This window comes from Leifsonia xyli subsp. xyli str. CTCB07 (genome assembly GCF_000007665.1).
GTDB lineage: Bacteria > Actinomycetota > Actinomycetes > Actinomycetales > Microbacteriaceae > Leifsonia > Leifsonia xyli_C.
On the sequence record NC_006087.1, the window covers coordinates 1022029 to 1046898 of the forward strand.

General features: G+C 68.4%; 18 protein-coding genes and 1 pseudogene. 11 read left to right on the forward strand and 8 right to left on the reverse strand.

Annotation, left to right across the window (positions count from 1 at the left end):
- The first annotated feature begins 1 nt into the window (after position 1).
- A complete protein-coding gene (locus tag LXX_RS04975; protein ID WP_011185869.1) occupies positions 2 to 1339 on the forward strand; it encodes a glutamine synthetase family protein in 1338 nt (445 codons plus the stop codon).
- 39 nt (positions 1340 to 1378) lie between these two features.
- Positions 1379 to 4402, forward strand: coding sequence for a bifunctional [glutamine synthetase] adenylyltransferase/[glutamine synthetase]-adenylyl-L-tyrosine phosphorylase (locus tag LXX_RS04980; protein ID WP_011185870.1), 3024 nt, complete (start codon positions 1379 to 1381; stop codon positions 4400 to 4402).
- Positions 4403 to 4456: 54 nt separating this feature from the next.
- Here the strand turns inward: LXX_RS04980 and LXX_RS04985 are convergent.
- A pseudogene (locus tag LXX_RS04985) lies at positions 4457 to 5888 on the reverse strand (dicarboxylate/amino acid:cation symporter).
- Positions 5889 to 6105: 217 nt separating this feature from the next.
- Here LXX_RS04985 and LXX_RS16645 point away from each other — a divergent pair.
- Positions 6106 to 6561, forward strand: a complete 456-nt coding sequence (locus LXX_RS16645) for a transposase (RefSeq protein ID WP_223227607.1) — start codon at positions 6106 to 6108, stop codon at positions 6559 to 6561.
- Positions 6501 to 7520: an IS30 family transposase gene (locus LXX_RS04990; RefSeq protein ID WP_223227743.1), complete on the forward strand. Its 1020-nt coding sequence runs from the start codon at positions 6501 to 6503 to the stop codon at positions 7518 to 7520. The genes LXX_RS16645 and LXX_RS04990 overlap by 61 nt, the downstream gene beginning before the upstream one ends.
- Before the next feature lie 71 nt (positions 7521 to 7591).
- Here the strand turns inward: LXX_RS04990 and glnA are convergent, their stop codons facing one another.
- Positions 7592 to 9016, reverse strand: coding sequence for a type I glutamate--ammonia ligase (glnA, locus tag LXX_RS04995; RefSeq protein ID WP_011185871.1), 1425 nt, complete (start codon positions 9014 to 9016; stop codon positions 7592 to 7594).
- Between the two features lie 948 nt (positions 9017 to 9964).
- Here glnA and LXX_RS05000 point away from each other — a divergent pair.
- Complete coding sequence (locus LXX_RS05000) at positions 9965 to 10390, forward strand: RDD family protein (protein ID WP_011185872.1); 426 nt, start codon at positions 9965 to 9967, stop codon at positions 10388 to 10390.
- A 114-nt stretch (positions 10391 to 10504) separates the two neighbouring features.
- On the opposite strand, the gene LXX_RS05005 is transcribed toward LXX_RS05000, so the two are convergent.
- From LXX_RS05005 to lipB, 3 genes are all read right to left on the reverse strand, one after another.
- Entirely contained in the window at positions 10505 to 11203 is a 699-nt protein-coding gene (locus LXX_RS05005) for a DUF4191 domain-containing protein (RefSeq protein WP_011185873.1), read from the reverse strand.
- A gap of 87 nt (positions 11204 to 11290) precedes the next feature.
- The gene (gene lipA, locus LXX_RS05010; RefSeq protein ID WP_011185874.1) at positions 11291 to 12280 is read right to left on the reverse strand and encodes a lipoyl synthase; all 990 of its coding nucleotides are present in this window, start codon (positions 12278 to 12280) and stop codon (positions 11291 to 11293) included.
- Positions 12277 to 12951, reverse strand: coding sequence for a lipoyl(octanoyl) transferase LipB (gene lipB, locus LXX_RS05015; RefSeq protein ID WP_011185875.1), 675 nt, complete (start codon positions 12949 to 12951; stop codon positions 12277 to 12279). Before lipB ends, lipA begins: the two co-directional genes overlap by 4 nt.
- A 128-nt stretch (positions 12952 to 13079) precedes the next feature.
- Between lipB and LXX_RS05020 the strand changes: the two genes are divergently transcribed.
- On the forward strand, positions 13080 to 14444 hold the full coding sequence (locus LXX_RS05020; protein WP_041767418.1) for a hypothetical protein: 1365 nt from the start codon (positions 13080 to 13082) through the stop codon (positions 14442 to 14444).
- 47 nt (positions 14445 to 14491) lie between these two features.
- Here LXX_RS05020 and sucB read toward each other — a convergent pair whose 3' ends face one another.
- The 3 genes from sucB to LXX_RS05035 all read right to left on the reverse strand — a co-directional run bounded on the left by sucB (position 14492) and on the right by LXX_RS05035 (position 18959).
- Positions 14492 to 15904 carry a 2-oxoglutarate dehydrogenase, E2 component, dihydrolipoamide succinyltransferase gene (gene sucB / locus LXX_RS05025; protein ID WP_011185877.1) on the reverse strand — a complete coding sequence of 471 codons (1413 nt, stop codon included), beginning with the start codon at positions 15902 to 15904 and terminating at the stop codon, positions 14492 to 14494.
- 86 nt (positions 15905 to 15990) lie between these two features.
- The gene (gene lpdA, locus LXX_RS05030) at positions 15991 to 17364 is read right to left on the reverse strand and encodes a dihydrolipoyl dehydrogenase (RefSeq protein WP_011185878.1); all 1374 of its coding nucleotides are present in this window, start codon (positions 17362 to 17364) and stop codon (positions 15991 to 15993) included.
- Between the two features lie 104 nt (positions 17365 to 17468).
- Positions 17469 to 18959: a leucyl aminopeptidase gene (locus LXX_RS05035; protein WP_011185879.1), complete on the reverse strand. Its 1491-nt coding sequence runs from the start codon at positions 18957 to 18959 to the stop codon at positions 17469 to 17471.
- A gap of 103 nt (positions 18960 to 19062) precedes the next feature.
- On the opposite strand from LXX_RS05035, the gene LXX_RS05040 reads away from it, so the two are divergent.
- The 5 genes from LXX_RS05040 to LXX_RS05060 all read left to right on the forward strand — a co-directional run bounded on the left by LXX_RS05040 (position 19063) and on the right by LXX_RS05060 (position 24864).
- Complete coding sequence (locus LXX_RS05040; RefSeq protein ID WP_011185880.1) at positions 19063 to 19992, forward strand: proteasome assembly chaperone family protein; 930 nt, start codon at positions 19063 to 19065, stop codon at positions 19990 to 19992.
- Between the two features lie 36 nt (positions 19993 to 20028).
- Positions 20029 to 21279 (forward strand): MFS transporter, encoded by a 1251-nt coding sequence (locus LXX_RS05045; protein WP_011185881.1) that lies wholly within the window; start codon positions 20029 to 20031, stop codon positions 21277 to 21279.
- 270 nt (positions 21280 to 21549) lie between these two features.
- The gene (locus LXX_RS05050; protein WP_011185882.1) at positions 21550 to 22872 is read left to right on the forward strand and encodes an RNA polymerase sigma factor; all 1323 of its coding nucleotides are present in this window, start codon (positions 21550 to 21552) and stop codon (positions 22870 to 22872) included.
- Between the two features lie 4 nt (positions 22873 to 22876).
- Entirely contained in the window at positions 22877 to 24151 is a 1275-nt protein-coding gene (locus LXX_RS05055) for a MurT ligase domain-containing protein (RefSeq protein ID WP_011185883.1), read from the forward strand.
- Entirely contained in the window at positions 24148 to 24864 is a 717-nt protein-coding gene (locus tag LXX_RS05060; RefSeq protein WP_011185884.1) for a type 1 glutamine amidotransferase, read from the forward strand. The genes LXX_RS05055 and LXX_RS05060 overlap by 4 nt, the downstream gene beginning before the upstream one ends.
- Positions 24865 to 24870: the final 6 nt, after the last annotated feature.

Consider the following 24870-nt stretch of genomic DNA (forward strand, 5'->3'; position numbering starts at 1 on the left):
GATGGACAAGCAGCGCGACTTCGTCCTTCGCACGATCGAGGAACGCGGGATCAAATTCGTGAGGCTGTGGTTCACCGATGTCGTGGGCACGCTCAAGTCCGTCGCCATAGCCCCGGCCGAGGTCGAGGGGGCGTTCTACGAGGGGTTGGGCTTCGACGGCTCGGCGATCGAGGGGCTCACCCGGGCGTACGAGTCCGATCTGCTAGCGCATCCCGACCCCACCACGTTCCAGATCCTGCCGTGGCGGGGGGAGATCGACCCGACCGCCCGGATGTTCTGCGACATCACCACGCCGGACGGGCAGCCCGCCGTCTCCGACCCCCGCAATGTGCTGAAGCGCACGCTGGAGAAGGCGGCCGACCGCGGGTTCACGTTCTACACCCATCCCGAGATCGAGTTCTACCTGCTCACGTCGTCGAGGTTCGGCGAGAACGGCCCGGAACCGGTCGACTCCGCCGGGTACTTCGACAACGTTCCCGGCGGAACGGCCCACGACTTCCGGCGGCGTTCGGTGCGGATGCTGGAAGACCTCGGCATCTCGGTCGAGTTCAGCCACCACGAGGCGGGCCCCGGCCAGAACGAGATCGACCTCCGCTACGCGGACGCGCTCACGACGGCGGACAACATCATGACCTTCCGCACGGTCGTCAAGGAGGTCGCGATCGAGCAGGGCGTCTACGCGACGTTCATGCCGAAGCCGCTCTCCGGGCACCCGGGATCGGGGATGCACACGCACATGTCGCTCTTCGAGGGCGACACCAACGCCTTCTTCGAGGCCGGCGCCCAGTACCAGCTCTCGAAGGTCGGGCGGCAGTTCATCGCGGGCCTGCTCAAGCACGCTCCGGAGATCACAGCGGTCACCAATCAGTTCGTGAACTCGTACAAGCGGCTCTGGGGCGGCGACGAGGCGCCGAGCTTCGTCTGCTGGGGCCACAACAACCGCTCCGCGCTGGTTCGCGTCCCGCTGTACAAGCCGAACAAAGGCCAGAGCTCGCGCGTAGAGTACCGCGCGATCGACTCCGCCGCGAACCCCTACCTCGCCTTCTCGCTCATGCTGGCCGCCGGGCTCGCGGGCATCGAGGGCGGTTACGAGTTGCCGCCGGAGGCCGAGGACAATGTCTGGGCGCTCTCCGACGCCGAACGCCGTGCGCTCGGCTACAGTCAGCTGCCAGCGAGCCTCGATCATGCGATCGCGCTGATGGAGGGCTCGGAACTGGTGGCGGAGACGCTGGGCGAGCAGGTTTTTAACTACGCCCTGCTCAACAAGCGCAGGGAGTGGGCGCAGTACCGGGCCCAGGTCACGCCGTTCGAGCTGCGGTCCAACCTTGAGATTCTCTGACCCCCTGAGATCCGCTGACCTGCGTCCTCTGACCGAGTCGTGACACGCGAGCAGCTCTCCCTCACCGTCCTCGCGCGTGCCGGGTTCGTGGGGCTGAGTTCCGTTCGTGCCGAGCTGGAGGAGCTGGCGACGCTCACCGGGTTCCCGGTAGATGACCTCCTGCCCGCGCTGTTGGCCGCGGCCGACCCGGACACCGCGCTCCGGCTTGCTCTGCGCCTCCTTCGCCGCGCGCCCGATCAGGCCGCCTGGTTTCTCCGGTCGTGGAAGGACGCCCGCCGCCTGCTGCGCGTCATCGGCGCCTCCGAGGGGGCAGCCGAGTTCTTCCTCCGCCAGCCGGTCGAGCTGGCCAGCCTCCACCGGCCGGTCACCGCGCTGCCGACGGCGGCCGAACTCCGGGAAGACCTGCTGGACGCCGTGGGCGCGGTCGGCGGTTTCGCGAGTGTCGCCGAAGAAGAAGCCTGGACGGCCCTCCGGGTCCGCTACCGCCGCCGCCTCGTTCAGCTCGCCAGCTTCGACCTGGAACAGGACGACCCGGTCGCTGGTTTCGACGGTGTCGCCGCCGCGCTCTCCGACCTCGCCGGGGCGGCCCTCGACGCGTCCCTCGCCGTCGCCCGCCGCCAGGCGAGCGGCAGCGGACCTGGGCGCTTCCCCGAGGCGGAGGTGCGTGCCACCCGGTTCGCGATCATCGGCATGGGCAAAGCGGGCGCTCGCGAGCTCAACTATGTCAGCGATGTGGACGTCATCTACGTCACCGATGGCGCGGAGGACGCGGGCGTCCCACCGGGGCGGGCCGTGGACATCGCCACGCGGCTCGCCGTGCTCACGCAGCGCGGGATTCAGGACCCCGCCCTCGAGCCGGGGCTGTGGGAAGTCGACTCCAATCTGCGACCGGAGGGCAGGGACGGTGCGCTGGTCCGCACGCTCGATTCCCACCTCGCGTACTACGACCGCTGGGCCAAGGGATGGGAGTTCCAGGCGCTCCTCAAGGCCCGCTCCCTGGCCGGGGACTGGGAGCTGGGGGAGCGCTACGTCACCGCGCTCGCCCCCCGGGTGTGGTCGAGCGCCTCACGGGAGAACTTCGTCGAGTCCGTGCAGCGCATGCGCGAGCGGGTCACCGACAACATCCCGGACGGCGACCTTCACTACCAGCTCAAACTCGGCCCCGGTGGCCTGCGCGATGTCGAGTTCACCGTGCAGCTCCTCCAGCTTGTCCACGGCCAGACCGATGGTCTCGTGCGTCAGCGCGACACTCTCTCCGCGCTCGCGGCCCTCGCCGGGCAGAGCTACATCGGTCGCGAAGAGGCGGCGGCGTTCTCGCACGACTACCGCACGCTGCGCCTCCTGGAGCATCGCCTGCAACTGCGCCACCTGCGCCGGACCCACCTCATGCCGCGGGACGAGGTTGAGGTGCGCATCTTGGCCCGGGCCACCGGACTCGCGGCCAGCGCCGGTCAGCTGCTGACGCAGTGGAACGAGATCAAGCACCGCGTCCGCGGTCTGCACGAGCGGTTGTTCTACCGTCCGCTGCTCAGCGCCGTGGCGGCGATGCCGAACGAAGATGCGCGCCTCTCCGGCGAGGCCGGACTGACCAGCGAACAGGCGCAGGCGCGCCTCGCCGCGATCGGCTTCCGCGACCCGAGGGGTGCGCTCGCTCACATCGCCGCCCTCACCGCCGGCGTCTCCCGGCGCGCGACCATTCAGCGCCATCTGCTTCCGGTCATGCTGCAGTGGTTCAGCGCGGGCGCGGACCCCGACTACGGTCTGCTGTCCTTCCGCCGCCTCAGCGACGATCTCGGTGGCACGCACTGGTACCTCCGGATGCTTCGTGACTCCTCCGGCGCCGCCGAGCGGCTGACGCGGGTGCTCTCCGGGTCGCGTTTCGTGGCCGAATTGCTCGGTCGCATCCCGGAGTCTGTTGCCTGGCTCGAATCGGAGGAGGAGCTGCGGCCGCGCGCGCCCGAGCTGTTGCGCGAGGAGACAGCAGCCATCCTGGCCCGGCACGAGTCTGCCGAGACCGCGGCTGCGGCACTGCGCGCGGTGCGCCGCCGGGAGGTGCTGCGTCTGGCGTTCTCCGGCATTCTCGGCTTTAGTACGATTGAGGAGCTCGCGCGCGGACTCAGCGCCGTCACCGAAAACCTGCTGACCGGTGTGCTCGGAGCCATCCGCGCTGCACGCGATGACGCCGCCGCGCTCGAGTTCGCCATCATCGGGATGGGCCGCTTCGGCGGCCGGGAGCTCGGCTTCGGCTCTGACGCCGACATCATGTATGTGTTCCGCCCCCTCGCCGCCGGACAGGATGCCGCACACCGCGCCGCCACCGCCATCGTGGCCGATCTCAACCGTCTCACCGAGGACAGCGCCCTTCCGGTCGACCTCGACATCGGCCTCCGCCCGGAGGGCAAGAACGGCCCGTCTGTCCGCTCGCTCGACTCGTACCGCGCCTACTACGCCCGGTGGTCGCTCGCCTGGGAGGCGCAGGCCCTGCTGCGCGCCCGCGGCGTCGCGGGCGATTCTGCGCTCATCGGCGACTTCGAGACTCTCGCCGACGAGGTCCGTTATCCGGCGAGCATCGGCGAGCAGGCCGTCCGCGAGGTCAAGCGCATCAAGGCCCGCATCGAGAACGAGCGGTTGCCACAGGGAGCCGACCCCGCCCGCCACCTGAAGCTCGGTCGCGGGTCGCTCAGCGATGTCGAGTGGTTCGTCCAGCTTGTGCAGTTGCAGCACGCCGCCGCGCATCCCGCGCTCCGCACCCCGTCCACGCTGGACGCCCTGGCCGTGGCCGCCGGGGAAGGCTTCGTGTCCGGCGAGGACGCCGCCAGACTCCGAGCGGCCTGGGTCTTCGCCTCCCGCGCGCGCTCGGCCATGACTCTCTGGACGAACAAGACCGCCGACGTTCTGCCTTTCGACCGTGTCGTGCTCGACGGCGTCGCCCGGCTCCTGGAGTACCCGCCGGGGGCGGCGAGCCGGATGGAGGAGGACTACCTCGCCGTGACCCGCCGGGCGCGGGCGGTGTTCGAGCGCGAATTCTATGGCCCGCCGCAGCGACCGGCGACCACGGCCTGAGGCGGGACGGCACCTCCCGGGTGTCCCGCCTCTTCCGGACGCCTCACAGCTGCGTCACGGCCGCGCGCCCGCCGCGGACTCCGCGTTGTCGTGCTCGCTCGTGCCGCCGTCCCGATCGTCCTCGTCATTCCGGAAAGCGTCTCCGGTCCGTGGCGCGTTGTACAGGTCGAGGTCGAGGTCGAGGATGCCTTCCCGTTTCGCCACGATCGTCGGCACCAGGGCCTGCCCCGCGACGTTCACCGCGGTGCGCCCCATATCGAGGATCGCGTCCACCGCGAGCAGCAGCCCCACACCGTCGAGCGGCAACCCCAGCGTGGAGAGGTCAGTGTCAGCATGACGATCGCGCCCGTCGTCCCGGCTGTCGCGGCCGAGCTGACCACCGACACGACGACGATCAGGATGTACTGCCAGATGTCGAGGGAGATCCCGTAGAACTGTGCCACGAAGATCGCCGCGACCGCCGGGTAGATCGCCGCGCAGCCGTCCATTTTCGTCGCCCCCAGCGGCGCCGCGAACGAGGCGTACGACCGCGGCACACCGAGGTTCCGTTCCACCACCCGCTGTGTCAGCGGCAGCGTCCCGATCGAGGAGCGGCTCACGAATCCGAGCTGTACCGCGGGCCATACCCCCGAGAAGTACTGTCGGATCGACAGACCGTTGGATTTGACGAGGACGGGGTAGACCACGAACAGCACTAGCGCCAGTCCGAGGTAGATCGCTGTCACGAACCAGGCGAGCGAGCCGATCGTCGTCCAGCCATAGATCGCCACCGCATCGGCGATCAGCGCGAACGTCCCGAGCGGCGCCAGCCGGATGATCCACCACAGCACCCGCTGCACGATCGTCAGTGCCGAGTCGGCGAACGCCAAAAACGGCTCCGCCTTGGCTTTGGCCTTCAGGGCTGCGACCCCGATCGCTGTGGCGACCACGATCACCTGCAGCACATTGAAGCTCACGGTGGAGGTCGCATTCGCTGCGCCGTTCAGTACATCGACGTGGGTTTTCACCTGCGCGCCCGCGAAGTTCGCTGGAATCAGCCCGACGAGGAAGTTCCACCAGGTCGCGGTCACCCCGGGATCGGACGCCGACAGGGCGCCGTGGTCCGCTTGCCCGGCTGGATGATCACGCCGAGCGCGATGCCGATGCTCACCGCGATCAGCGCGGTGATCCCGAACCACAGGAGCGTCTGCCCGGCGAGCCGGGCCGCGTTCGTGACGCGCCGCAGGTTGCCGATGCTCGACACGATCGCCAGGAACACCAGCGGGATGACCGCCGCCTTCAGCAGCGACACATACGCCCCGCCGATCGTGTCCAGCGTCGCGGTGAGCCCGTTCGGCTCGGCGCCGGAGGGTCCCAACTGCCGGGCGACGACGCCGACGGCGATCCCGAGCGCCAGCGCCACGGTGACTTGGAATCCGAAGGACCGCAGCCAGCGCGGGCCGCGGTGATGGACGGGTTTGCGGGTAGACGAGGAAGTCGGACTCATGAATTTCACGCTACTCAGCGGGGGCAGCGGCGTCCGCTGCTACGAAGAATGACGCTTCACCGCTCAGAGAAGCGCACCGGCCGGAGCGGGTGAGCACCGCCCGTGCCGGACCGCTGGGGAGCGATCGAACGGCAGGTCAAACGTGGGGAGGGGCCGGCCTCATCTTGGGTTCTAGCGGTTGTTGCAACATCTGGAGTTTCTAGGAGTTGCAAGGACCGTGTCCCGTTTAAGGCGCAGTGCGGGGAAGAGGAAGTACACCCAGGCGGAGCGTGAAGCCTTCTTCGTCATTTTCAAGGAGTCCAGGAGTACGACGATCGCGGCGAGGGAGCTAGGGTTCAACCCCGCGACGTGCGCGCAATGGGTTCGCAAGGCGGGCCTGGCTAGTCACGGCTACACCGGCGGCGGCATGAGCGCGCACCCATGCAAGGACGAGTACCTGGAGCTGCGGAGCAGCGGGCTCTCGCGCCGCGAAGCGGTGGGACGAGTCGGAATCAGCCCGAACACGGGATACCTCTGGGACAGTCGAACGGGCGACGCATTTATCCAGATGGTCGCGTGGTCGATTACAAAGACAGGGTGCCTGTCGTTGTTGATCCTGTTCAGCGGGCGTCGATGCGTTCGCTCGAAGCCGCACTCCACCCACGATTCCTCTCCCTGCAGGAGCGTGAGCTGATCCGGGACCTGACCAGGGCCGGCCTTTCGTTGTGTCGGGTCGCGGCCAAGCTTGGTCGCTCGGTGTCGACGATCAGTCGAGAGATTCGCCGGAATCAGCTTCCTGGAGAGGGCGGCTACCATCCATACGTGGCGCATCGGAAAGCGGCCAGCCGCCGACCGCGACCGAAAGCCACGAGGCTGGTCCGCAATCCGCAGCTGCGCAGTTACGTTCAACGGAAGCTGACGCTACGTTGGTCGCCGGAGCAGATCAGCCGGTCGCTGATCCGCGAGTTCCCCGGCGATGCGGAGATGCGCGTGGCGCACGAGACGATCTATCAAGCCTTCTACGTGCAGGGCCGTGGACAACTCCGCCGCGAGCTCACGATGGTGCTGCGGACCGGCCGGGCCAAGCGGAAACCGCATCGTTCTGGCGCCGCTCGCAGACATCGTTTCGCGGATCCGATGGTAATGATCTCCGACCGTCCCGCCGAAATCGAGGACCGCGCCGTTCCCGGACATTGGGAAGGCGACCTCATCATCGGCGGACACCGCAACAGCGCCATCGGCACCCTCGTGGAACGCTCCACCCGGTTCGTGATGCTGATCCATCTCCCCATCGATCGCACCGCAGAATCCGTCCGGGACGGACTGATCAGCGCCGTCAAGACACTCCCACGCGAACTCCGTCGCTCGATCACCTGGGACCAGGGCTCGGAAATGGCAGCTCACAAGTCGTTCACGATAGCCACCGACATCCCGGTCTACTTCTGCGACCCCGCGAGTCCCTGGCAACGCGGCAGCAACGAGAACACCAACGGACTCCTTCGCCAATACTTCCCCAAGGGAAAGGGAACAGACCTCGCCCGATTCACCGCAACCGACCTGACGAACGTCGCCCACGAGCTCAACACCCGCCCACGCAAAACGCTCGGCTGGGAAACCCCAGCCGAACGCCTCGCTAAACTACTCGCCAGCTAATCGTCGTGTTGCAACAACCACTGGAATCCGCCCACCTGGTGCGGCCCCTCCCCACGGAGCATCTTTGCGACTCACACCCCGTAGTACAGCTCGTACTCGAACGGGTGCGGGCGCTGCGCCAGCGGTTTGATCTCTTTCTCGCGCTTGTACTCGATCCACGTCTCGATCAGCTCGGGGGTGAACACGCCGCCCGCTGTGAGGAAGTCGTGGTCGGCTTCCAGCGCGTCGAGCGCCTCACCGAGCGAAGCCGGGACCTGCGGGATGTTGCGCGCCTCCTCGGGCGGCAGCTCGTAGAGGTCCTTGTCGACCGGTTCGTGCGGTTCGATGCGGTTCTTGATGCCATCGATGCCGGCCATGAGCTGCGCAGCGAAGGCGAGGTAGGGGTTGCCCGAAGCGTCCGGCGCGCGGAACTCGATGCGCTTGGCCTTCGGGTTGGAGCCGGTGATCGGGATGCGGATGGACGCCGAGCGGTTGCCGGCCGAGTAGACCAGGTTGACCGGGGCCTCGAAGCCGGGCACGAGCCGGTGGAACGAGTTCACCGTCGGGTTCGTGAAGGCGAGCACGGCCGGGGCGTGCTTGAGCAGACCGCCGATGTACCAGCGCGCGATGTTGGAGAGCGCGCCGTAGCCGGCCTCGTCGTAGAACAGCGGCTTGCCGTCGTTCCACAGGGACTGGTGGGTGTGCATCCCGGAGCCGTTGTCGCCGAAGAGCGGCTTGGGCATGAACGTCGCCGTCTTTCCCCACTCGTTAGCGGTGTTCTTCACGATGTATTTGAACTTGAGGATGTCGTCGGCGGCCGACACCATGGTGTCGAACTTGTAGTTGATCTCGCCCTGGCCGGCCGTGCCGACCTCGTGGTGCGAGCGCTCGACCTCAAGCCCTGCCTCGACCAGCTTGAGGACGATGTCGTCGCGCAGATCGGCGTGCTGGTCCACCGGTGAGACCGGGAAGTAGCCGCCCTTGTACGGGGTCTTGTTGGCGAGGTTGCCGCCCTCCTCCTCGCGGCCGGAGTTCCACGCGCCCTCGCTGGAGTCCACCGCGTAGAAGATCGCGTTCTGCTTCACCTCGTAGCGCACATCGTCGAAGATGTAGAACTCGGCTTCGGGGGCGAAGAACGCGGTGTCGGCGATACCGGCCGTGGCCAGGTACTTCTCGGCCTTCTTGGCGACCTGGCGTGGGTCCTTCGCGTAGATATCGCCGTTGCGTGGATTGTAAATGTCGAAAACCATGATGAGCGTGCGCTCGTGCCGGAACGGGTCGATGTAGGCGGTCGACACATCCGGGATCAACTGCATGTCGGATTCGTGGATCGACGCGAATCCCCGGATGGATGAGCCATCGAAGAGCTGGCCGACCGAGAAGAATTCCTCATCGACGGTCGCGGCGGGGATGTTGAAGTGCTGCTGAACACCCGGCAAATCGGTGAAGCGGATGTCAAGGAACTTGACGTCGGTCTCCTTGATGTACTTGAGCACCTCAGAAGAATCGCGGAACATACGAAGGGACTCCCAACGGCTTGAGGCGGCCGGACTGCGCGTGCAGCCCAAGACTCACGCTAGGGGGAGGCCGTTTCCCCGCCGTGACGCAAGTGTTTCCAGCGTGTTACGTGTACTCCGGTCGGGTAGCGCGGGCGCGGCGCGATGGCACGCCGTCGTCCCGGCGGGCGACGGCTCGTGTGGGCCCGGATGCCAGGCTCCACGATGGAATGCTCAGGTCGCCGCTCGGTGTGATGAGTGTTCGGCCTTGCGACGGTGAACGAGTCGGTCGAGAGCGCGGCCGGGGCTGTGACGCCATCGAGTTCGGCCCTGATCCTCCCGTCGCGGGCGGCAGCGCCAGCTCGGGTGTCGCTTTCGGCTCAATGAAGAGGAGGCGTTGCCGACCGGGGTCCTCTGCGGAGTCGGCCATATCGATGACCCGCGCCCGTCGTTGGTTGTGAATAAGATTTATAAGTACACATCAGAGTATGACTATCTTCATCTCTGTTTACCGTCCTTACTTTTGTTTTTTGGCGTGATTAGATCAACTCCGGTCCCACTGGTCGAAAGATAAAGATCAGCGGGATCTCCTCGACGCGAGGTAGAGGGGCCAAACCCCGCTACCTCGCGTCGATGATCGCCCTCGTCAGTCGCAAGCTCGCCGGCTGGCAGTCGCCGACCATATCCGCCCTCGCTCGTCGAAGACGCCCGTTAATCAGGCAGTCCCACCTACAGCAATCGGCATCCTGCCCCGTCGCTACGACGCCCGTGTGGGCGCTTGTCCTGGCCGTCTTCGCTGTCGCACCTCGTAGTGGTCAGCTTCGGCCAGTGTCGACACTGTGAGGCTATGCCCGGATCGCCGGGCATCGGTAACCGCATCTTGTCCAGCATCCCAAGCGCCGGATCGTCGCCTCAGCTGGCTCTCTGTCACGTGACGGCCGCTTTTCGGTGTCCCGGTAAGCTGCTGAGGTGCCTCAGAACGCTCAGCCCTCCCGTTTCGGCGACCTCGCTCCCAGCCGGTTCCCCGGCGAACGGCTCGGCCTCCCCGAGGTGGGTCCGCGCTCTGTCGGGCGGACCGGGAGGCGTCTGGGCGCCATCGTCATCGACTGGGCTTTCGCATCCGTCATCTCGTTCGCCTTCTTCCGCTACGACTCGTGGGCGAACATCGGTCTCTTCGCGCTCATGCAGATCGTTTTCATCCCGACCATCGGCGGCAGCGTCGGCCACCGCCTCGTCGGCCTGCGCGTCGTCGCGCTGCCCGGTGGTTGGATCGGTCTCTGGCGGCCGATCGTGCGTACGCTGCTGCTCTGCGTCGTCATCCCCGCGCTGGTCTGGGACTCCGACCAGCGCGGCTTCCACGACAAGGTCGCGGGAACCGTCCTCATCCGCGGCTGAACGCGGCGGAGCCCCGCGCCAAGCACAGGAACAACGTTCCGAAACGAGACTCCGAAGCGTTTCTCGTGTCGAGTCCAGAAGGTCTCCGCCCGACGTGTGAGATCCGGTGGAGCGTCAGCGCGCGCGCTGGGCGCGCACCTTCAAGGGGTCGATGCCCTTCGGGATCGGCATGGAGCCCTCCAGCGACTGGAGACGGTTACTGATCGCCAGCACCTCCGCCTTGGTCAGCGTGGGCTTGATCTTCGAGAGCGTGCGCGGGATCTTGTGCAGCGGCACGGCATCCGCGTCCGGGCCGACCACGATGGTCGTGACCGGCACATTCGGCAGCACGCGGGTGACCTTGCGGCGTTCTTCGTCCACCATCCGCTGTGTGCGGCTGCGCGGCCCCTCGCTGATGAGCACGACACCGCCCCGGCCGGTGGCGCGGTAGACCGCATCCTGCGTCTTGCCGTTGACGGCGACCGGCATCTCCGAGCCCCGCCAGCTGCGCTTCAGCGAGCTGCGCAGCACCGCGCCGACCGCTCCCGGCTGTCCCTCGATCTGCGAGTAGGCGGCGCGTTCGGCGCGGCGGCCCAGGACGATGAGGGCGATCAGCACGCCCGCGAGCACGCCCGCCACGGTCCAGAGCACCATCGTGAAGACGTTGCCGCCGGACAGGAACACCGCGAGCGTGACGCCCGCGAGAATCGGCAGGATGAAGCCCAGGCCGATGTACAGCACCGCGCGGTCGTCGTAGCGGCGGGTCATCTGGAAGACCTGCCACATCTGCTTCAGCCGACCGGGCTCCTTGGTGGACTTGTCCTTGCGTGCCATAGACCCAAGGATACCGGCTCGGGACCGCTTCAGCCGACGGGTTCGCGGCGGTTGGAGCGTCTGCGCGCTCCGAGAGGAAGCTGCCGCTCAGGACACCGCCTGAGCGAACCCCAGCGACGCATCCGCCAGGTGCCGCAGCTCCTCCGGGACAGTGCGTCCCTTCGCGCGCATCGACTGCGCCCAGAGGCGTCCCGCGCGGTACGAGGAGCGCACGAGCGGCCCGGCCAGCACCCCCAGGAAGCCGATCGCCTCGGCCTCGTCCCTCAGCTCCACGAACTCGTCGGGACGAACCCAGCGTGCGACCGGGAGGTGCCGCGGGCTCGGGCGCAGGTACTGCGTGATTGTGATGATGTCGGTGCCCGCGTCGTGCAGATCCTGCAGCGCCTGGCTGATCTCCTGGCGTTCCTCGCCCATCCCGAGAATCAGGTTGGACTTCGTGATGAGCCCGGCGGCGCGCCCCTGCGCGATCACGTCGAGGGAACGTTCGTAGCGGAAAGCCGGGCGGATGCGCTTGAAGATGCGCGGCACGGTCTCGACGTTGTGTGCGAAGACCTCTGGTCGCGCTCCGAACACCTCGCCGAGGAGTTCGGGGTCTCCCGAGAAGTCGGGCACCAGGATTTCGACCCCGGTGCCGGGGCTCTGCCGGTGGATCTCCCGGATCGTCTCCGCGTACAGCCACGCGCCCTCGTCCTCCAGGTCGTCCCGCGCGACCCCTGTGACCGTCGAATAGCGCAGCCCCATCCGCGCGACCGACTCGGCGACCCGCCGCGGTTCGTCGCGGTCAAACTCGGCCGGCTTCCCCGTGTCGATCTGGCAGAAATCGCAGCGTCGCGTACACTGTGACCCGCCGATGAGGAAGGTCGCCTCCCGGTCCTCCCAGCACTCGTAGATGTTCGGGCAGCCAGCCTCCTGGCAGACCGTGTGCAGACCTTCGGACTTCACCAGGGAATGCAGCTGCCGGTATTCGGGCCCCATTGTGGCGCGGGTCTTGATCCACTCCGGCTTGCGCTCGATCGGTGTCTGCGCGTTCCGGACCTCGAGCCGCAGCATCCGGCGGCCCTCCGGTTCGGCGCTCACGCGGCAGTCTCGGTCTGTGCGGCGCGCGGGGCGGCCTCGCGGCCGAATTCCGCCTGCAGCGCGGCGACCACCATCGGCGCGGCGTCCTGCGGTGTGACGGTGCGGCCGAGCGCCTCGGTGATCGTGCTGACCCCCGCATCCCGGATTCCGCACGCGACGATGCGGTCGTAGGCCTCCAGCGAGTTGGAGCAGTTGAGCGCGAAACCGTGCATCGTAACGCCCTCGGCGACGCGGATGCCGATCGCGGCGAGCTTCCGGTCGGGTGCTGTTCCGTCTCCCGGCAGCCACACGCCCGAACGGCCTTCGATTCGTTCGCCCGCGATTCCGAGCTCTCCGAGCACCCGGATCAACGCCGATTCCAGCCGCCGCACGTACCCGACGACATCCACCGGCTCCCGCAGTCGCAGAATCGGGTAGCCGACCAGCTGCCCTGGACCGTGCCAGGTGATTTTGCCCCCACGGTCGACATCGACGACGGGCGTGCCGTCCGTGGGGCGTTCGTCGTCTGTCGTCCGTTTTCCGGCGGTGTAGACGGGCGCGTGCTCGAGGAGGAGCATGGTCTCGGCGGTCGTGCCCGTCGCCACCTCGCCGTGAAGGCGGCGCTGCAATTGCAGCGCGGTTTCGTAGTCTACGGGGCTGCCGTCGAGCCCGGACCGATCGAACTGCATCATGGTGAGAGTCTATGTGGACCGAGTCCATTAATTGCAAACCACGGCGGTCGGCGGTTCTCCACAGTGTGCGGCCGGAGCCGGACTCTCCACAGATTCGAGCTCGCGCGATCATCGTCAGGCGAGGGCCGGTGGGATGTCTCCATGAGCACCAGACAGCGGCGAACCCGTCACCACGGCCACAGCAGGCGCGGCGATCCCGAACGGCCGGCCGGCGCCCGGTCGACCTCGCACGCCAGACCAGACTCGTCGCGGAGCGGCATGGGTGGGCCCTGCTCGGGCTCCCGCCGGGCCGGAAGCTTCCCGACGACCCTCCGGGCGAGCGTTCGGTCCTCGTGATCGGCGATGACCTCGCGGAGCCTGCTGTGCTTCGGGTCCGGGCGCAGGATGCCGGGCCGCTGTCGGATGACCGCGCTCTCGGAGACGCCGGCATTGCGTTCGCCGACGTCCGTGCCCGCCGTGAGGCCCGTTCCGAACACATCGCTGGTGTCCTCGGTGAGTTCCCGCCTCACCGCTCCCGCGGGCGGACCGTCACGGCTGTCCTCGTCCAGAACGCCTCGCGCGGGACGCTCCGAGCCCTTCTCGAAGAGTGCCCAGCACTTTCGGCCGGTGCCGCTGCGACCATTCTCGTCGGTGTCGCCCGTGCCCTCGCCGACCTCCGCGCGGCCGGCTGGGCCGGTGCCGCCCCGACCAGCGACTTCGTGGGATTCCGCGCGGATGGCTGTCCGGTCCTCACCCGCCTGGACGGTGTTCGCCCCACCGACGCAGCCGCCGAACTCGCCGACCGCCGAGCTGTCCGCGCGCTTGCCCGCTCGATCTTCCTGGCCGTTCCCCGCGCCGCAGCCGCCGGCCTGTTCGCGGCGGTCGAAGGAGCGCTCGCTCACCCCGGCTGGGAACGCGTCTCCGCCGCCGTCCTCGCGGCCGCCCAGCCGGCCCCTGTCCTGCTTTCGGACCCCTCGCCCCTCGCCGCTCCGGCGAATGTCCCGGTGCTTCCCGACCGCATTCGCCCGGCCACGCGCCGCCGCGAAACGGCCTTTCCGTTCCTGCGGCGTGTGCTGCACGCCCTGGACGACCGCCCGGCATCCCGGGTGTGGGCATTCGCGTGGACGTGGTTCCGCGCCCGTCCCCGGCTCCTGGCTGTCGGGGCGGTGCCCCTGGTGGCGGCCGTGGTTTTGCCGATCGCTCTGCCGCCTGCGGCCGAACCGGAAAACGGCGCAGACACGCTCCGGCCGCTCGGCGCTGTGATGGGCGAAAACCGGGTCACCGCCGCCGCCCCAGTCCACGCCTCAGCCCCTGTCGGCCCGGGCTTTCGTGACCGGCCCCGGGCGATGTCGGGGGCGATCGTTCCTGCCTCGGCCAACGCGCCCAGCGGCGACCTCCCGATCCCCTCCGTCTGCGAGTCGCAGCCCGTCTGCGAGTGCCACTCTGCCGAGTCCGGCTCCATCGCTGAGGCCGGTTCGCCCTGGAAAGCGAACCGGCCCCGCTCCTGCTGGTGAGGAGCGGGGCCGGCTGGCGCTGGGCGGTGTTCGCCTGATGTGGGCGGCTAGAGCCCGAGGCTTCTCTCGAAGTCGGCGCCCTCGAGACGGTTTTTCACCGCGACGAGGAAGCGGGCTGCGTCCGCACCGTCGACGATGCGGTGGTCGTACGAGAGAGCGAGGTAGATCGTGGAGCGGATCGCGATCGAGTCCGTCCCGTCGGCCGAGACTACCACCGGCTTCTTGGTGACGATCCCGGTTCCCAGGATTGCGACCTGCGGCAGGAAGACGACCGGGGTGTCGAACAGCGCGCCGCGCGAACCGGTGTTGGTGAGCGTGAACGTGCCACCGGCCAGTTCGTCCGGCTTGAGGCGGTTGTCGCGGGTACGCTCGGCGAGGTCCGAGATTTCCTTGGCGAGGCCGGCGAGATCCAGCTCAGAGGCGTTGCGGACGACCGGAGTGAGCAGACCCCGCTCGGTGTCCACAGCGATCGACATGTTCTCCTGGTTCGGATACACGATGTTGTCACCGTCCACCGTCGCATTGATGACCGGGTAGGTCTTCAGCGCCTCGGCTGCGGCCAGAGCGAAGAACGGCAGGAAGGAGAGCTTGACTCCGGTCTTGGCGAGGAAATCGGACTTGACGCGGTCGCGCAGGGCAGCGACCTTGGTCACATCGACCTCGACCACCGAGGTGAGCTGAGCGGTCGACTGCATCGACACGACGGCGCGTTCGGCGACGACCTTGCGCAGACGTGACATCGGCTGGGTGGTGCCGCGCAGCGGCGACACCTCGGCGGCGGGCGCCGGAACGGCCGCCGCAGCCAGGCCCGTGGCGGCGGGAGCGGCAGCCGAGAGGATGTCTTCTTTGCGGATACGGCCGCCGACACCGGTTCCGGTGACGGCGGACAGGTCGACGCCCTGCTGGTTCGCGAGCATACGGACGATCGGGGTGACGTAGCCGACGTTGCCGGTGTGTGCCCCACCCGGCGCCGGGGCGGGAGCGGCTGCCGGCGCGGCCTGTTGAGCGGGAGCCAGGGCGGCCTCCACGGTGGGGGCGGCCACGGCCGGAGCCACCGTGGCCTGCTGAGCGGGAGCCGGGGTGGCGTCCACAGTCGGTGCGGACAGCACGGCCGCAGCAGCGGCGGTCTCCTGCGCGGCGGGACCGGGGGACGCGGGTGCGGCTTCAGCGGCCGGGGCCGTCGTCTCAGCGGCGGGCGCAGCCGGGGGCTCGCCCGCGCCTGAGCCGTCGCCGATGGTGACGAGAGCGGTTCCCACCTCGACGGTCTTGTCCTCCTGCACCAGGATCGCTTCGATGACGCCGGAGACGGGGGACGGGATCTCGGTGTCGACCTTGTCGGTCGAGACCTCGAGCAGGGGCTCGTCCACGTCGACATGGTCGCCGACGTTCTTCAGCCAGCGGGTGACCGTGCCTTCCGTGACGCTTTCGCCCAGCGCCGGGAGGCTGACGGATTCGCTCATGAGCTTTTCTCCTTCAAAACCTGAGTGTTCGGTAGATTATTGCAGCCGCGCCCTCGTCCGGTTGGGAGACGGGGGCGGCGGATGGATTAGAGGGTGTGGAGCGGCTTGCCCGAGAGGTACAGGAACGCCTCGCCGAGCGACTCATTCTGAGTGGGGTGTGCGTGGATCAGCGGGGCGATGTCCTCAGGGTAGGCCTCCCAGTTGACCGCGAGCTGGGCTTCGCCGATGAGTTCGCCGACACGGGCGCCGATCATGTGGACGCCGACCACGGGGCCGTCGTTCACGCGGACGACCTTGACGCTGCCGTTCGTTCCGATGATCTCGCTCTTCGCGTTGCCGGCGAGGCTGTAGTCGTAGCTGGTGACGCGGTCTGCGCCGTACTGTTCGACCGCTTTGATCTCGGTGAGGCCGATGGAGGCGACTTCGGGGTCGCAGTAGGTGACCTTCGGGATGTTGACATCCGGGATGACGACGGGGTTCAGGCCCGCGATCTCCTCGGCCACGAAGATGCCCTGCTGGAAGCCGCGGTGCGCGAGCTGGAGGCCGGGGACGATGTCTCCGACGGCGTAGACGCCCGGGACGCTGGTCCGCAGGCGCTCATCGGTGATGACGAAGCCGCGGTCGAGGGTGATGCCGGCTTCCTCGAAGCCGAGGCCCTGTGTGAGCGGGCCGCGGCCGACGGCGACGAGCAGCAGTTCCTCCTCGACGGTGCTGCCGTCCTCGAGCGAGACGACGACGCCGTTCTCGTGCTGGCTGACGCCCGCGAAGCGGACGCCCAGGCGGTAGTCGATCCCGCGGCGGCGGAACGCGCGTTCCAGTGACTTGCTGATCGACTCGTCCTCGTTGGGGACCAGGTGGGGGAGGGCCTCGATCACGGTGACATCGGCGCCGAAGGACTTCCAGACGCTCGCGAACTCGACGCCGATGACGCCGCCGCCGAGGACGGCGACCTTCTGGGGGACGAAGTCCAATTCGAGGGCCTGCTCGCTGGTGATCACACGGCCGCCGATCTCGAGGCCGGGGAGGCTGCGCGAGAAGGACCCGGTGGCCAGGATGATGTTCTTGCCGACGATCGTGTCCTCGCCGACCTGCACGGTGGTCGGGGAGACCAGGCGGCCTTCGCCCTCGATGACCGTGATGCCGCGGGCCTTCACCAGTCCCTGCAAGCCCTTGTACTTCTTCGTGACGATGCCCTGGCGGTATTCGGTGACGCCGTTGATGTCGACGCCCTGCATCTGCGTGACGATGCCGTATTTGCCCGACTCCCGGGAGTAGTCGGCGACCTCGGCTGCGTGGAGCAGCGCTTTCGTCGGAACGCAGCCGCGGTGCAGGCAGGTGCCGCCGACCTTGTCCTTCTCGATCATGCCGACGGTGAAACCGAGTTCGACCGCACGCAGCGCCGCTGCGTAGCCTCCACTCCCACCGCCGAGCACCACAATGTCAAAGTTCTGCTCAGACATCCAGCTACTCCCTCGCGCATCAGGATTCGTGACACGATCCTGCCAGGAGGGGTGACTCGTGGCAGGCGTTGCATTGGCAGGATTTTCCTGCGCCTACGACCCTACTACCTCCCGGAAAAGTCCTCGGCCAATCGGATGAGCGCGCGCACGCTCACCGCCGACGGGCCTTTGCCGGTGAAGCCGTACGGAGCGCTCGGGCCCTTGGCCGGACCGGCGATGTCGAGGTGGGCCCAGGGGATGCGCGGAGAGTCCTCGGCGTCGCCGCTGCGGCCGATGAATTCCTGTAGGAAGACGCCCGCGAGCAGCATCCCGCCCGCGGTGTTCCCGGGGTTGGCGTTCGCGATGTCGGCGACATCGGAGGCGATTGTGGCGCGCAGCTCGCCCGCGAGCGGCATCGGCCACAGGAGTTCGCCCGACGCCTTCGCTGCGGCGATGACGTCAGCGACGAGGTCGTCGGAGCCCATGACGGCGGCGTAGCGCGTGCCCAGCGCGACCTCCGCGGCACCGGTGAGGGTGGCGACGTCCACGATGGCGTCCGGGCGCTCTTCGCCGGCGGCGACCAGGCCGTCGGCGAGCACGAGCCGGCCCTCGGCGTCGGTGTTCAGGACCTCGACTGTGCGGCCGCCGCGGATGCGCAGCACATCGTTCGGGCGGATGGCGCTTCCCGACGGCATGTTCTCGGCGAGGCACAGCCACGCGGTCACGCGCACGGGGAGGCGCAGCTTCGCGGCGGCCAGCGCCGCGGCGAGGACAGCGGCCGCGCCGGTCATGTCGTACTTCATGCCGACCATGCCCGAGGCGGGTTTCAGGGAGAGACCGCCCGAATCGAAGGTGATGCCCTTGCCGACGAGGGCGAGGTGACGGGTCGCGCTGTCGGGGGAGTACACGACTTTGACCAGCCGCGGAGGGCGGGCCGAGCCCTGGCCCACGCCCAGGATGCCGCCGAAGCCGTCCGCGGCGAGGCGGGTCTCGTCCCACACCTCCACCGACACGGGCAGGTCCGCCGCGAGCGCTTCGACACGCTCGGCGAAGGTGGCGGGGTAGAGGTCGAGGGGCGGGGCGTTCACGAGATCCTTGACCAGCCCGGCGGCCTCCGCGACGGTGGCGGCCCGGGCGATCAGTGCGTCCCCTTCGTCGCTGCGCCCGACCACCTGGATCTCCGCGACCGGCTCCTTGACGCCCGCCTTGGTCTTCTCCCGGTACTCCGTGAAGGCGTAGGCGCCGAGCGCGGCGCCCTCCAGAGTCGCCCCGAGCTGCGCGTCGGTCTCCGTTGGGAGTGCCAGCGCGACGCGCTGCACGCCCGCCAGCTGCCGGACCGCGGTTCCGGCGGCGTAGCGGAACGCGTCCTCGTCCCGTTCGTCCGGCATCCCCACGACCGCGAGTGCGGGACCGCCCTCGGCGCCGGGCAGCCGGACCAGCTCGTCCTTGCCGCCGGAGAACCCAACGGCCGCGAGCTCCGCCGCCAGGCCATCGCGCGCGCCGGCGGAGAGAACGATCACCCCCTCGTCGTCCGAGCGGGCGCCGAGCACGAGGACATCGCTGGAGGCAGAGGAGGAGGGCGCGGAGGCGGTGAGCGAGAGCGAGGGAGGGGTCATGCCATGACACTAGCCCGTCAGCTGCGGGTGCTGTTCACTGTGGGCGTGCTGGGACAGCGCTGTGCGCAGCACCTGGGCCGACGGTGCGCTTTAGAGTTGAGACATGCGAGACCCTGGCGAACTGTTCGAGCTCACCTCCGCCCTCGAGGTGCCGGACGGGCTGCCCCTGGTGGCGGGCCTCACCGGCTTCGCGGACGCCGGCTCGGGCGTGAGTCAGCTCGGCACGTATCTGCTCGCGACCCTGCACAGCGAGGTCGTCGCGACCTTTGACGCGGACATCCTGCTCGACTACCGGGCGCGCCGTCCGATCATCTACTTCGACCAGGACCACCTGGACGGCTACCAGCCTTCGACGCTCAAGCTCTACCTCGTCTATGACGAGCTGCGCCAGCCGTTTCTGCTGCTCTCCGGCTTCGAGCCGGACTTCCGCTGGGAGGCGTTCACGGAGGCCGTTCTCGGTCTGATGGAGCGATTCCGCGTGAAGAGCGTCACCTGGGTGCATGCCATCCCGATGCCGGTTCCGCACACGCGGCCGATCGGTGTGACGGTGAGCGGCAACCGCGCCGAGTTGATCGAGGCGATGTCGATCTGGAAACCGCAGACCCAGGTGCCGGCGAATGCCCTGCACCTTCTGGAGTTCCGGCTGCAGCCGCTCTCCTACCCGATCGCCGGTTTCGTGCTCCTCATCCCGCACTATCTGGCCGACGCCGAATACCCGGCCGCCGCGATCACGGGGCTGGAGAGCATCAGCGCCGCGACCGGGCTGATCTTCCCGACCGACCGGCTGCGCGAGGACGACCGCCAGTTCGTCGCGAACATCAACGAGCAGGTCGCTGGGAACGCCGAACTCGGCCGGCTCGTTGGCACACTGGAGAACCGGCACGACAGCTACATGGAGGACAACCAGCCGCGCTCGCCGCTGACCGACCGCGACGGCGAACTGCCGAGCGCGGACGAGATCGCCGCTGAGCTGGAGAATTTCCTCGCCTTCCGCAGGCACGGCGACGAGGACAATTCGCGCGGCGACCGTTAGCCGGGCGGCCACGTCTCGGGGCATTATGATCGTCCGGTGAATTCCCATCGGTCCTGGCTCATCTTCGGGGTCGGTGTCTTGGCTTATCTGATCGCGGTGACGCAGCGTACGAGCATCGGCGTCGCCGGCGTCTCCGCCACCGAGCGCTTCCAGGTCTCCGCGGCGGTGCTCTCCACGCTCGCTGTCGTGCAGCTCATCGTCTACGCGGCGATGCAGATCCCCGTCGGCGTGCTCATCGACCGGGTGGGGTCCCGCTCGCTCATGCTGGCCGGAACGGCTCTGATGGTCGCCGGCCAGGTCACGGTCGCCCTCGCTCCGTCGATCGCCGTCGCGATCCTGGGGCGCATCCTGGTGGGGGCGGGCGACGCCACCATCTTCACCTCCCTCATACGGCTGGTCACTTCGTGGTTCCGGGGCCGGATCGTGCCTCAGCTCTCGCAGTGGAGCGGGAATATCGGCCAGCTGGGGCAGGTGCTCTCGGCCATCCCGTTCGCGCTGCTGCTGCACCAGTCGGGGTGGACGACGGCGTTCCTGTCCGCGGCTTCCCTCTCCGTGATCGCGCTCATCGGCATCCTGGTCGCGATCGCGGACCGGCCGGTCGGGTCCAGCGAGGGGCCGCGCCCGGCGAGCTGGGCGGACTCGCTCCGCCAGCTCCGGATCAGCCTCGCGCGCCCGGGGACCCAGCTGGGATTCTGGTCGCACTTCGCGACCCAGTCGCCCGGCACCGTGTTCAGCCTGATGTGGGGCCTGCCGTTCATGGTCTTCGCGCTCGGCATCGACCGGGCCGAGGCGTCCGGGCTCCTGATCGTCCCGGTCGTCGCCGGCCTGATCGCCGGTCCGCTGCTCGGTCTGCTCACGGCACGGTTCCCGCTGCGGCGCAGCAACCTCGTGCTCGGCATCGTCGCGATGACAGCGGCGGCGTGGGGTGTGTTCCTGCTGTGGCCGGGTGTGCCGCCCACCTGGACGCTCCTCCTCGTGCTGATCGCGCTCGGGATCGGCGGGCCGGGGTCGCTGATCGGCTTCGACTTCGCGCGGACCTCCAATCCGCTGCGCAGCCTCGGCTCGGCGAACGGCATCGTCAATGTGGGCGGATTCCTCGCGAGTTTCGTGATGATGTTCCTGATCGGGCTCGTCTTGGACGCGCAGAACCACACGCGCACGCCGGACGGGCTCTACGCCCTCGACTCGTTCCGGTGGGCGTTCGCCGTCCAGTATCTGATCGTCGGTGTCGGCGTGGGGTTCTTGCTGCACGCTCGCCGCCGCACTCGGCGGCGGCTGCAGAAGTGAGGAGGGAATAGAAGTGGGGCCGCTGTGGGTTGCACTGGTGAATGTGCGGCGGCGGAGGGGCGGCCGCGACGCTTAGCCAGAAATGACGGCCGGTGGTCAAGGGCTTGCCGAGAACGTGCAATAATTGGTAACTGGACCCGTTCACGTTCTGTGGGCTGGAGCACTTGATGGTGCCCGTCATGAAGCCTCAGAACTTGACATGGGTCTTAGTAATGTCCGCGCGCGACCTCAGCCAGCCGTGACCGGCGCACCATCGGTCCTCCGCTCGGTATGAAAGGTGTTCACATGGCAACCCGTGCAGCTACGAAGCCTGAGGGGGACGTGGCCGAAGAGGCCGCCGCCTCCACAGCGACCAAGCCCGCCGCCAAGAAGACGGCGAAGAAGGCCGCGGCCAAGCCCAAAGGCCGCGCTGAGCACGAGAACGCCATCGACGAGGACGCCGCGGTCGACATCGACGAGGACGAGCCCACGGACACTGAGACGGACGACGCGGTCGAGGGCGATGAGGCCGAGGAGGTGGACGCCGCCGCTGAGGAGGCGCACGATGACGCCCCCTCAGCCGCTGCCGGCGAGGCAGCGGCTGTGAAGGCCGCGGCCGATGCGCCGCTGCCGACCGATGCGATCGTGCTGCGCGCGGTCGACGAAGACGACGACATCCCCGTCTACTCGACCACGATCACCGGCGCGACCGCCGACCCGGTGAAGGACTACCTCAAACAGATCGGCAAGGTTCCGCTGCTCAACGCGGCGGAGGAGGTCGAACTCGCCATGCGCATCGAGGCCGGCCTCTTCGCCGAGGACAGACTGGCGAACACGCCCAACATGCCCCGCGAGCTCGAGCGCGAGCTGCGCTGGGTCGCCCGCGACGGCCAGCGTGCCAAGAGCCACCTGCTCGGCGCCAACCTGCGACTCGTGGTCTCGCTGGCGAAGCGCTATACCGGTCGCGGTATGCAGTTCCTGGACCTGATCCAGGAGGGTAACCTCGGACTCATCCGCGCCGTGGAGAAGTTCGACTACACCAAGGGCTTCAAGTTCTCGACCTACGCGACGTGGTGGATCCGCCAGGCGATCACCCGCGCGATGGCCGACCAGGCCCGCACCATCCGCATCCCGGTGCACATGGTGGAGGTCATCAACAAGCTCGCCCGCGTCCAGCGCCAGATGCTGCAGGACCTCGGCCGCGAACCCACTCCCGAAGAGCTCTCGAAGGAGCTCGACATGACGCCCGAGAAGGTCGTCGAGGTGCAGAAGTACGGTCGCGAGCCCATTTCGCTGCACACCCCGCTGGGTGAGGACGGCGACAGCGAGTTCGGCGACCTGATCGAGGACATCGAGGCTGTGGTCCCGGCGGACGCGGTGGGCTTCACGATGCTGCAGAAGCAGCTGGAGAGCCTGCTCGACTCCCTGTCCGAGCGCGAGGCCGGTGTCATCCGGATGCGCTTCGGGCTGGGCGACGGCATGCCCAAGACGCTGGATCAGATCGGTGACACCTTCGGCGTGACGCGCGAGCGCATCCGCCAGATCGAGTCGAAGACGATGGCGAAGCTGCGCCATCCGTCCCGCTCGCAGTCGCTGCGCGACTACCTCGAGTAAACCGGTGCGCTATCGACTGGCGGTCATCGCTGGCCGACTCGCCCGCTGGCTGCTGCGCCTGCGGGGAGGCGGCTCCGCGGTGCCGGGGCGTGTCGCGCTCGCGATCGCGCCGAGGTTCCTGGAACGCGCCGTCAGCCGGCTTCCGCTCGGCGTCGTGTTCGTCTCGGGGTCCAACGGCAAATCGACCACGACGAACATGCTCACCGGCATCCTGCGAGAGCACGGGCTGAGCGTCTTCACCAACCCCTCCGGCGGCAATCTGCCGCAGGGGATCGCCTCCGCGCTTCTGGCGGAGGTTCCTCTCGACGGCTATGTGCGCGGCGATGTGGGCGTGATCGAGGTGGATGAGGCCTACGGCGTCGACCTCGCGACCGTGCTGAAGCCGCGCGCCTCCCTGCTGCTGAACGTGCAGATCGACCAGCTGAACCGCTTCTTCGAGCCGACCCGCGTGATCGGGATGCTGCGCACGATCGCCGATCGCTCCCGCGAGTTCGTCGTCGTGAACGCCGACGATGACAGCCTGGCGCGCATCGGCGCGGAGCTGGTGGCCGCGGGAAGCGATGTGTCCACCTTCGCCGTCGCCCCGGCGATCATCGAGTCCTCCCCGAACGGCCTGGCCAATGTCCGGGACTTCTCGGGCGACGACGCCGGTGCGCTGCCCGTCCCGAGCGTCTTCGTCAGCACGCTGGAGCAGCAGAGCGCGCAGCTGACCATCGGCGACGAGTCCGTGCAGATCGGCCTGCCCGCCCGCGGCCTCCACTACGCGGTGGACGCGGTGGGTGCGACGGCGATGGCACGGCGACTCCTCGGCGCGCAGTTCCGTCCCGCCGCCGTCGCCGCCGCGATGGGCGCCCTGCGCACGGTCTACGGCCGCGGCGAGACGCTGCGGGTCGGCGACGAGGACATCGAGATCATCATGATGAAGAACCCGCCGAGTCTGCAGCTGAATCTCGACTATCTCAGCGACACCCCGGAGCAGGTGTTCGTCGCGGTCGACGAGGGCACGCCCGATCCGTCCTGGGTCTACGACATCGACCTCTCCAAGCTGGGGCACGTCGACATCGTCTCCGGCACGAAGGCGTGGCAGTTCGCCACTCGGTTCGCCTACGCGGGCATCGAGGTCGACCAGGTGCTTCCGGAGCTGAAACCGGCGCTGCAGGCGTTCCTGGCCCTCCCGAAGCCGGCCCGCGGCACCAAGACCATGATCGTCAACTACGAGCAGATGATGCTGATCCGCAAGCAGCTCGGCTTCCTCGACCTGGAGGGCGGCGAGAAGTGAGCCTTCTGCGCATCCTGCACCTGTATCCGCGCGAACTCGGCATCAACGGGGACGCGGGCAATGTACACGCCCTGGCGGAGCGCGCCCGGTGGCGTGGTGTCGACGCCGAGGTGGTGGGCCATGCCCCCGGCGGCGAGCTGCCGGGAAGCGTGGACCTCATCCACATCGGCTCGGGTCCGCTGTCGTCTCAGCGCGCCGTGCATGAGGACGTCCTGCGCATCGCGCCGCGGCTGCGGCAGTGGCGTGATGCCGGGGTCCCCATCCTGGCGATCGCCGGTGGCTGGCAGCTGCTCGGCCGCGAGCTGGTCACGCCGGACGGCGAGGTCCTCGCCGGTGCGGAGGTGTTCCCGACGCGCGCCGTGCTGAGTTCGCAACGGCACGTTGCAGAGGTCCTCGTGCGCACGAACGCAAGCGGCACGCTGGCCGGTTTCGAGAACCATTCCGCGGCGACGACCTTGGAGGGCGGCGAGCCGCTCGGCGGGATCGTCGGATGCGTGGGCAATGGCGACGGCGCCGAGGGTGTCGTGTTCGGCGCGGCGATGGGCACGCACCTGCACGGTCCGGTGCTGCCGATGAACCCGGTGCTGGCCGATCGGATGCTGGCGACGGCTCTGCACGCCGAGCTGCCCCCGGTCGCGGAGACCGAGCGCGTCGACCGCTACGCCGCCAATGCCCGCCGGGCCATCGCGGACCGGCTGGGGGCAGCGCTCTAGGTCGAC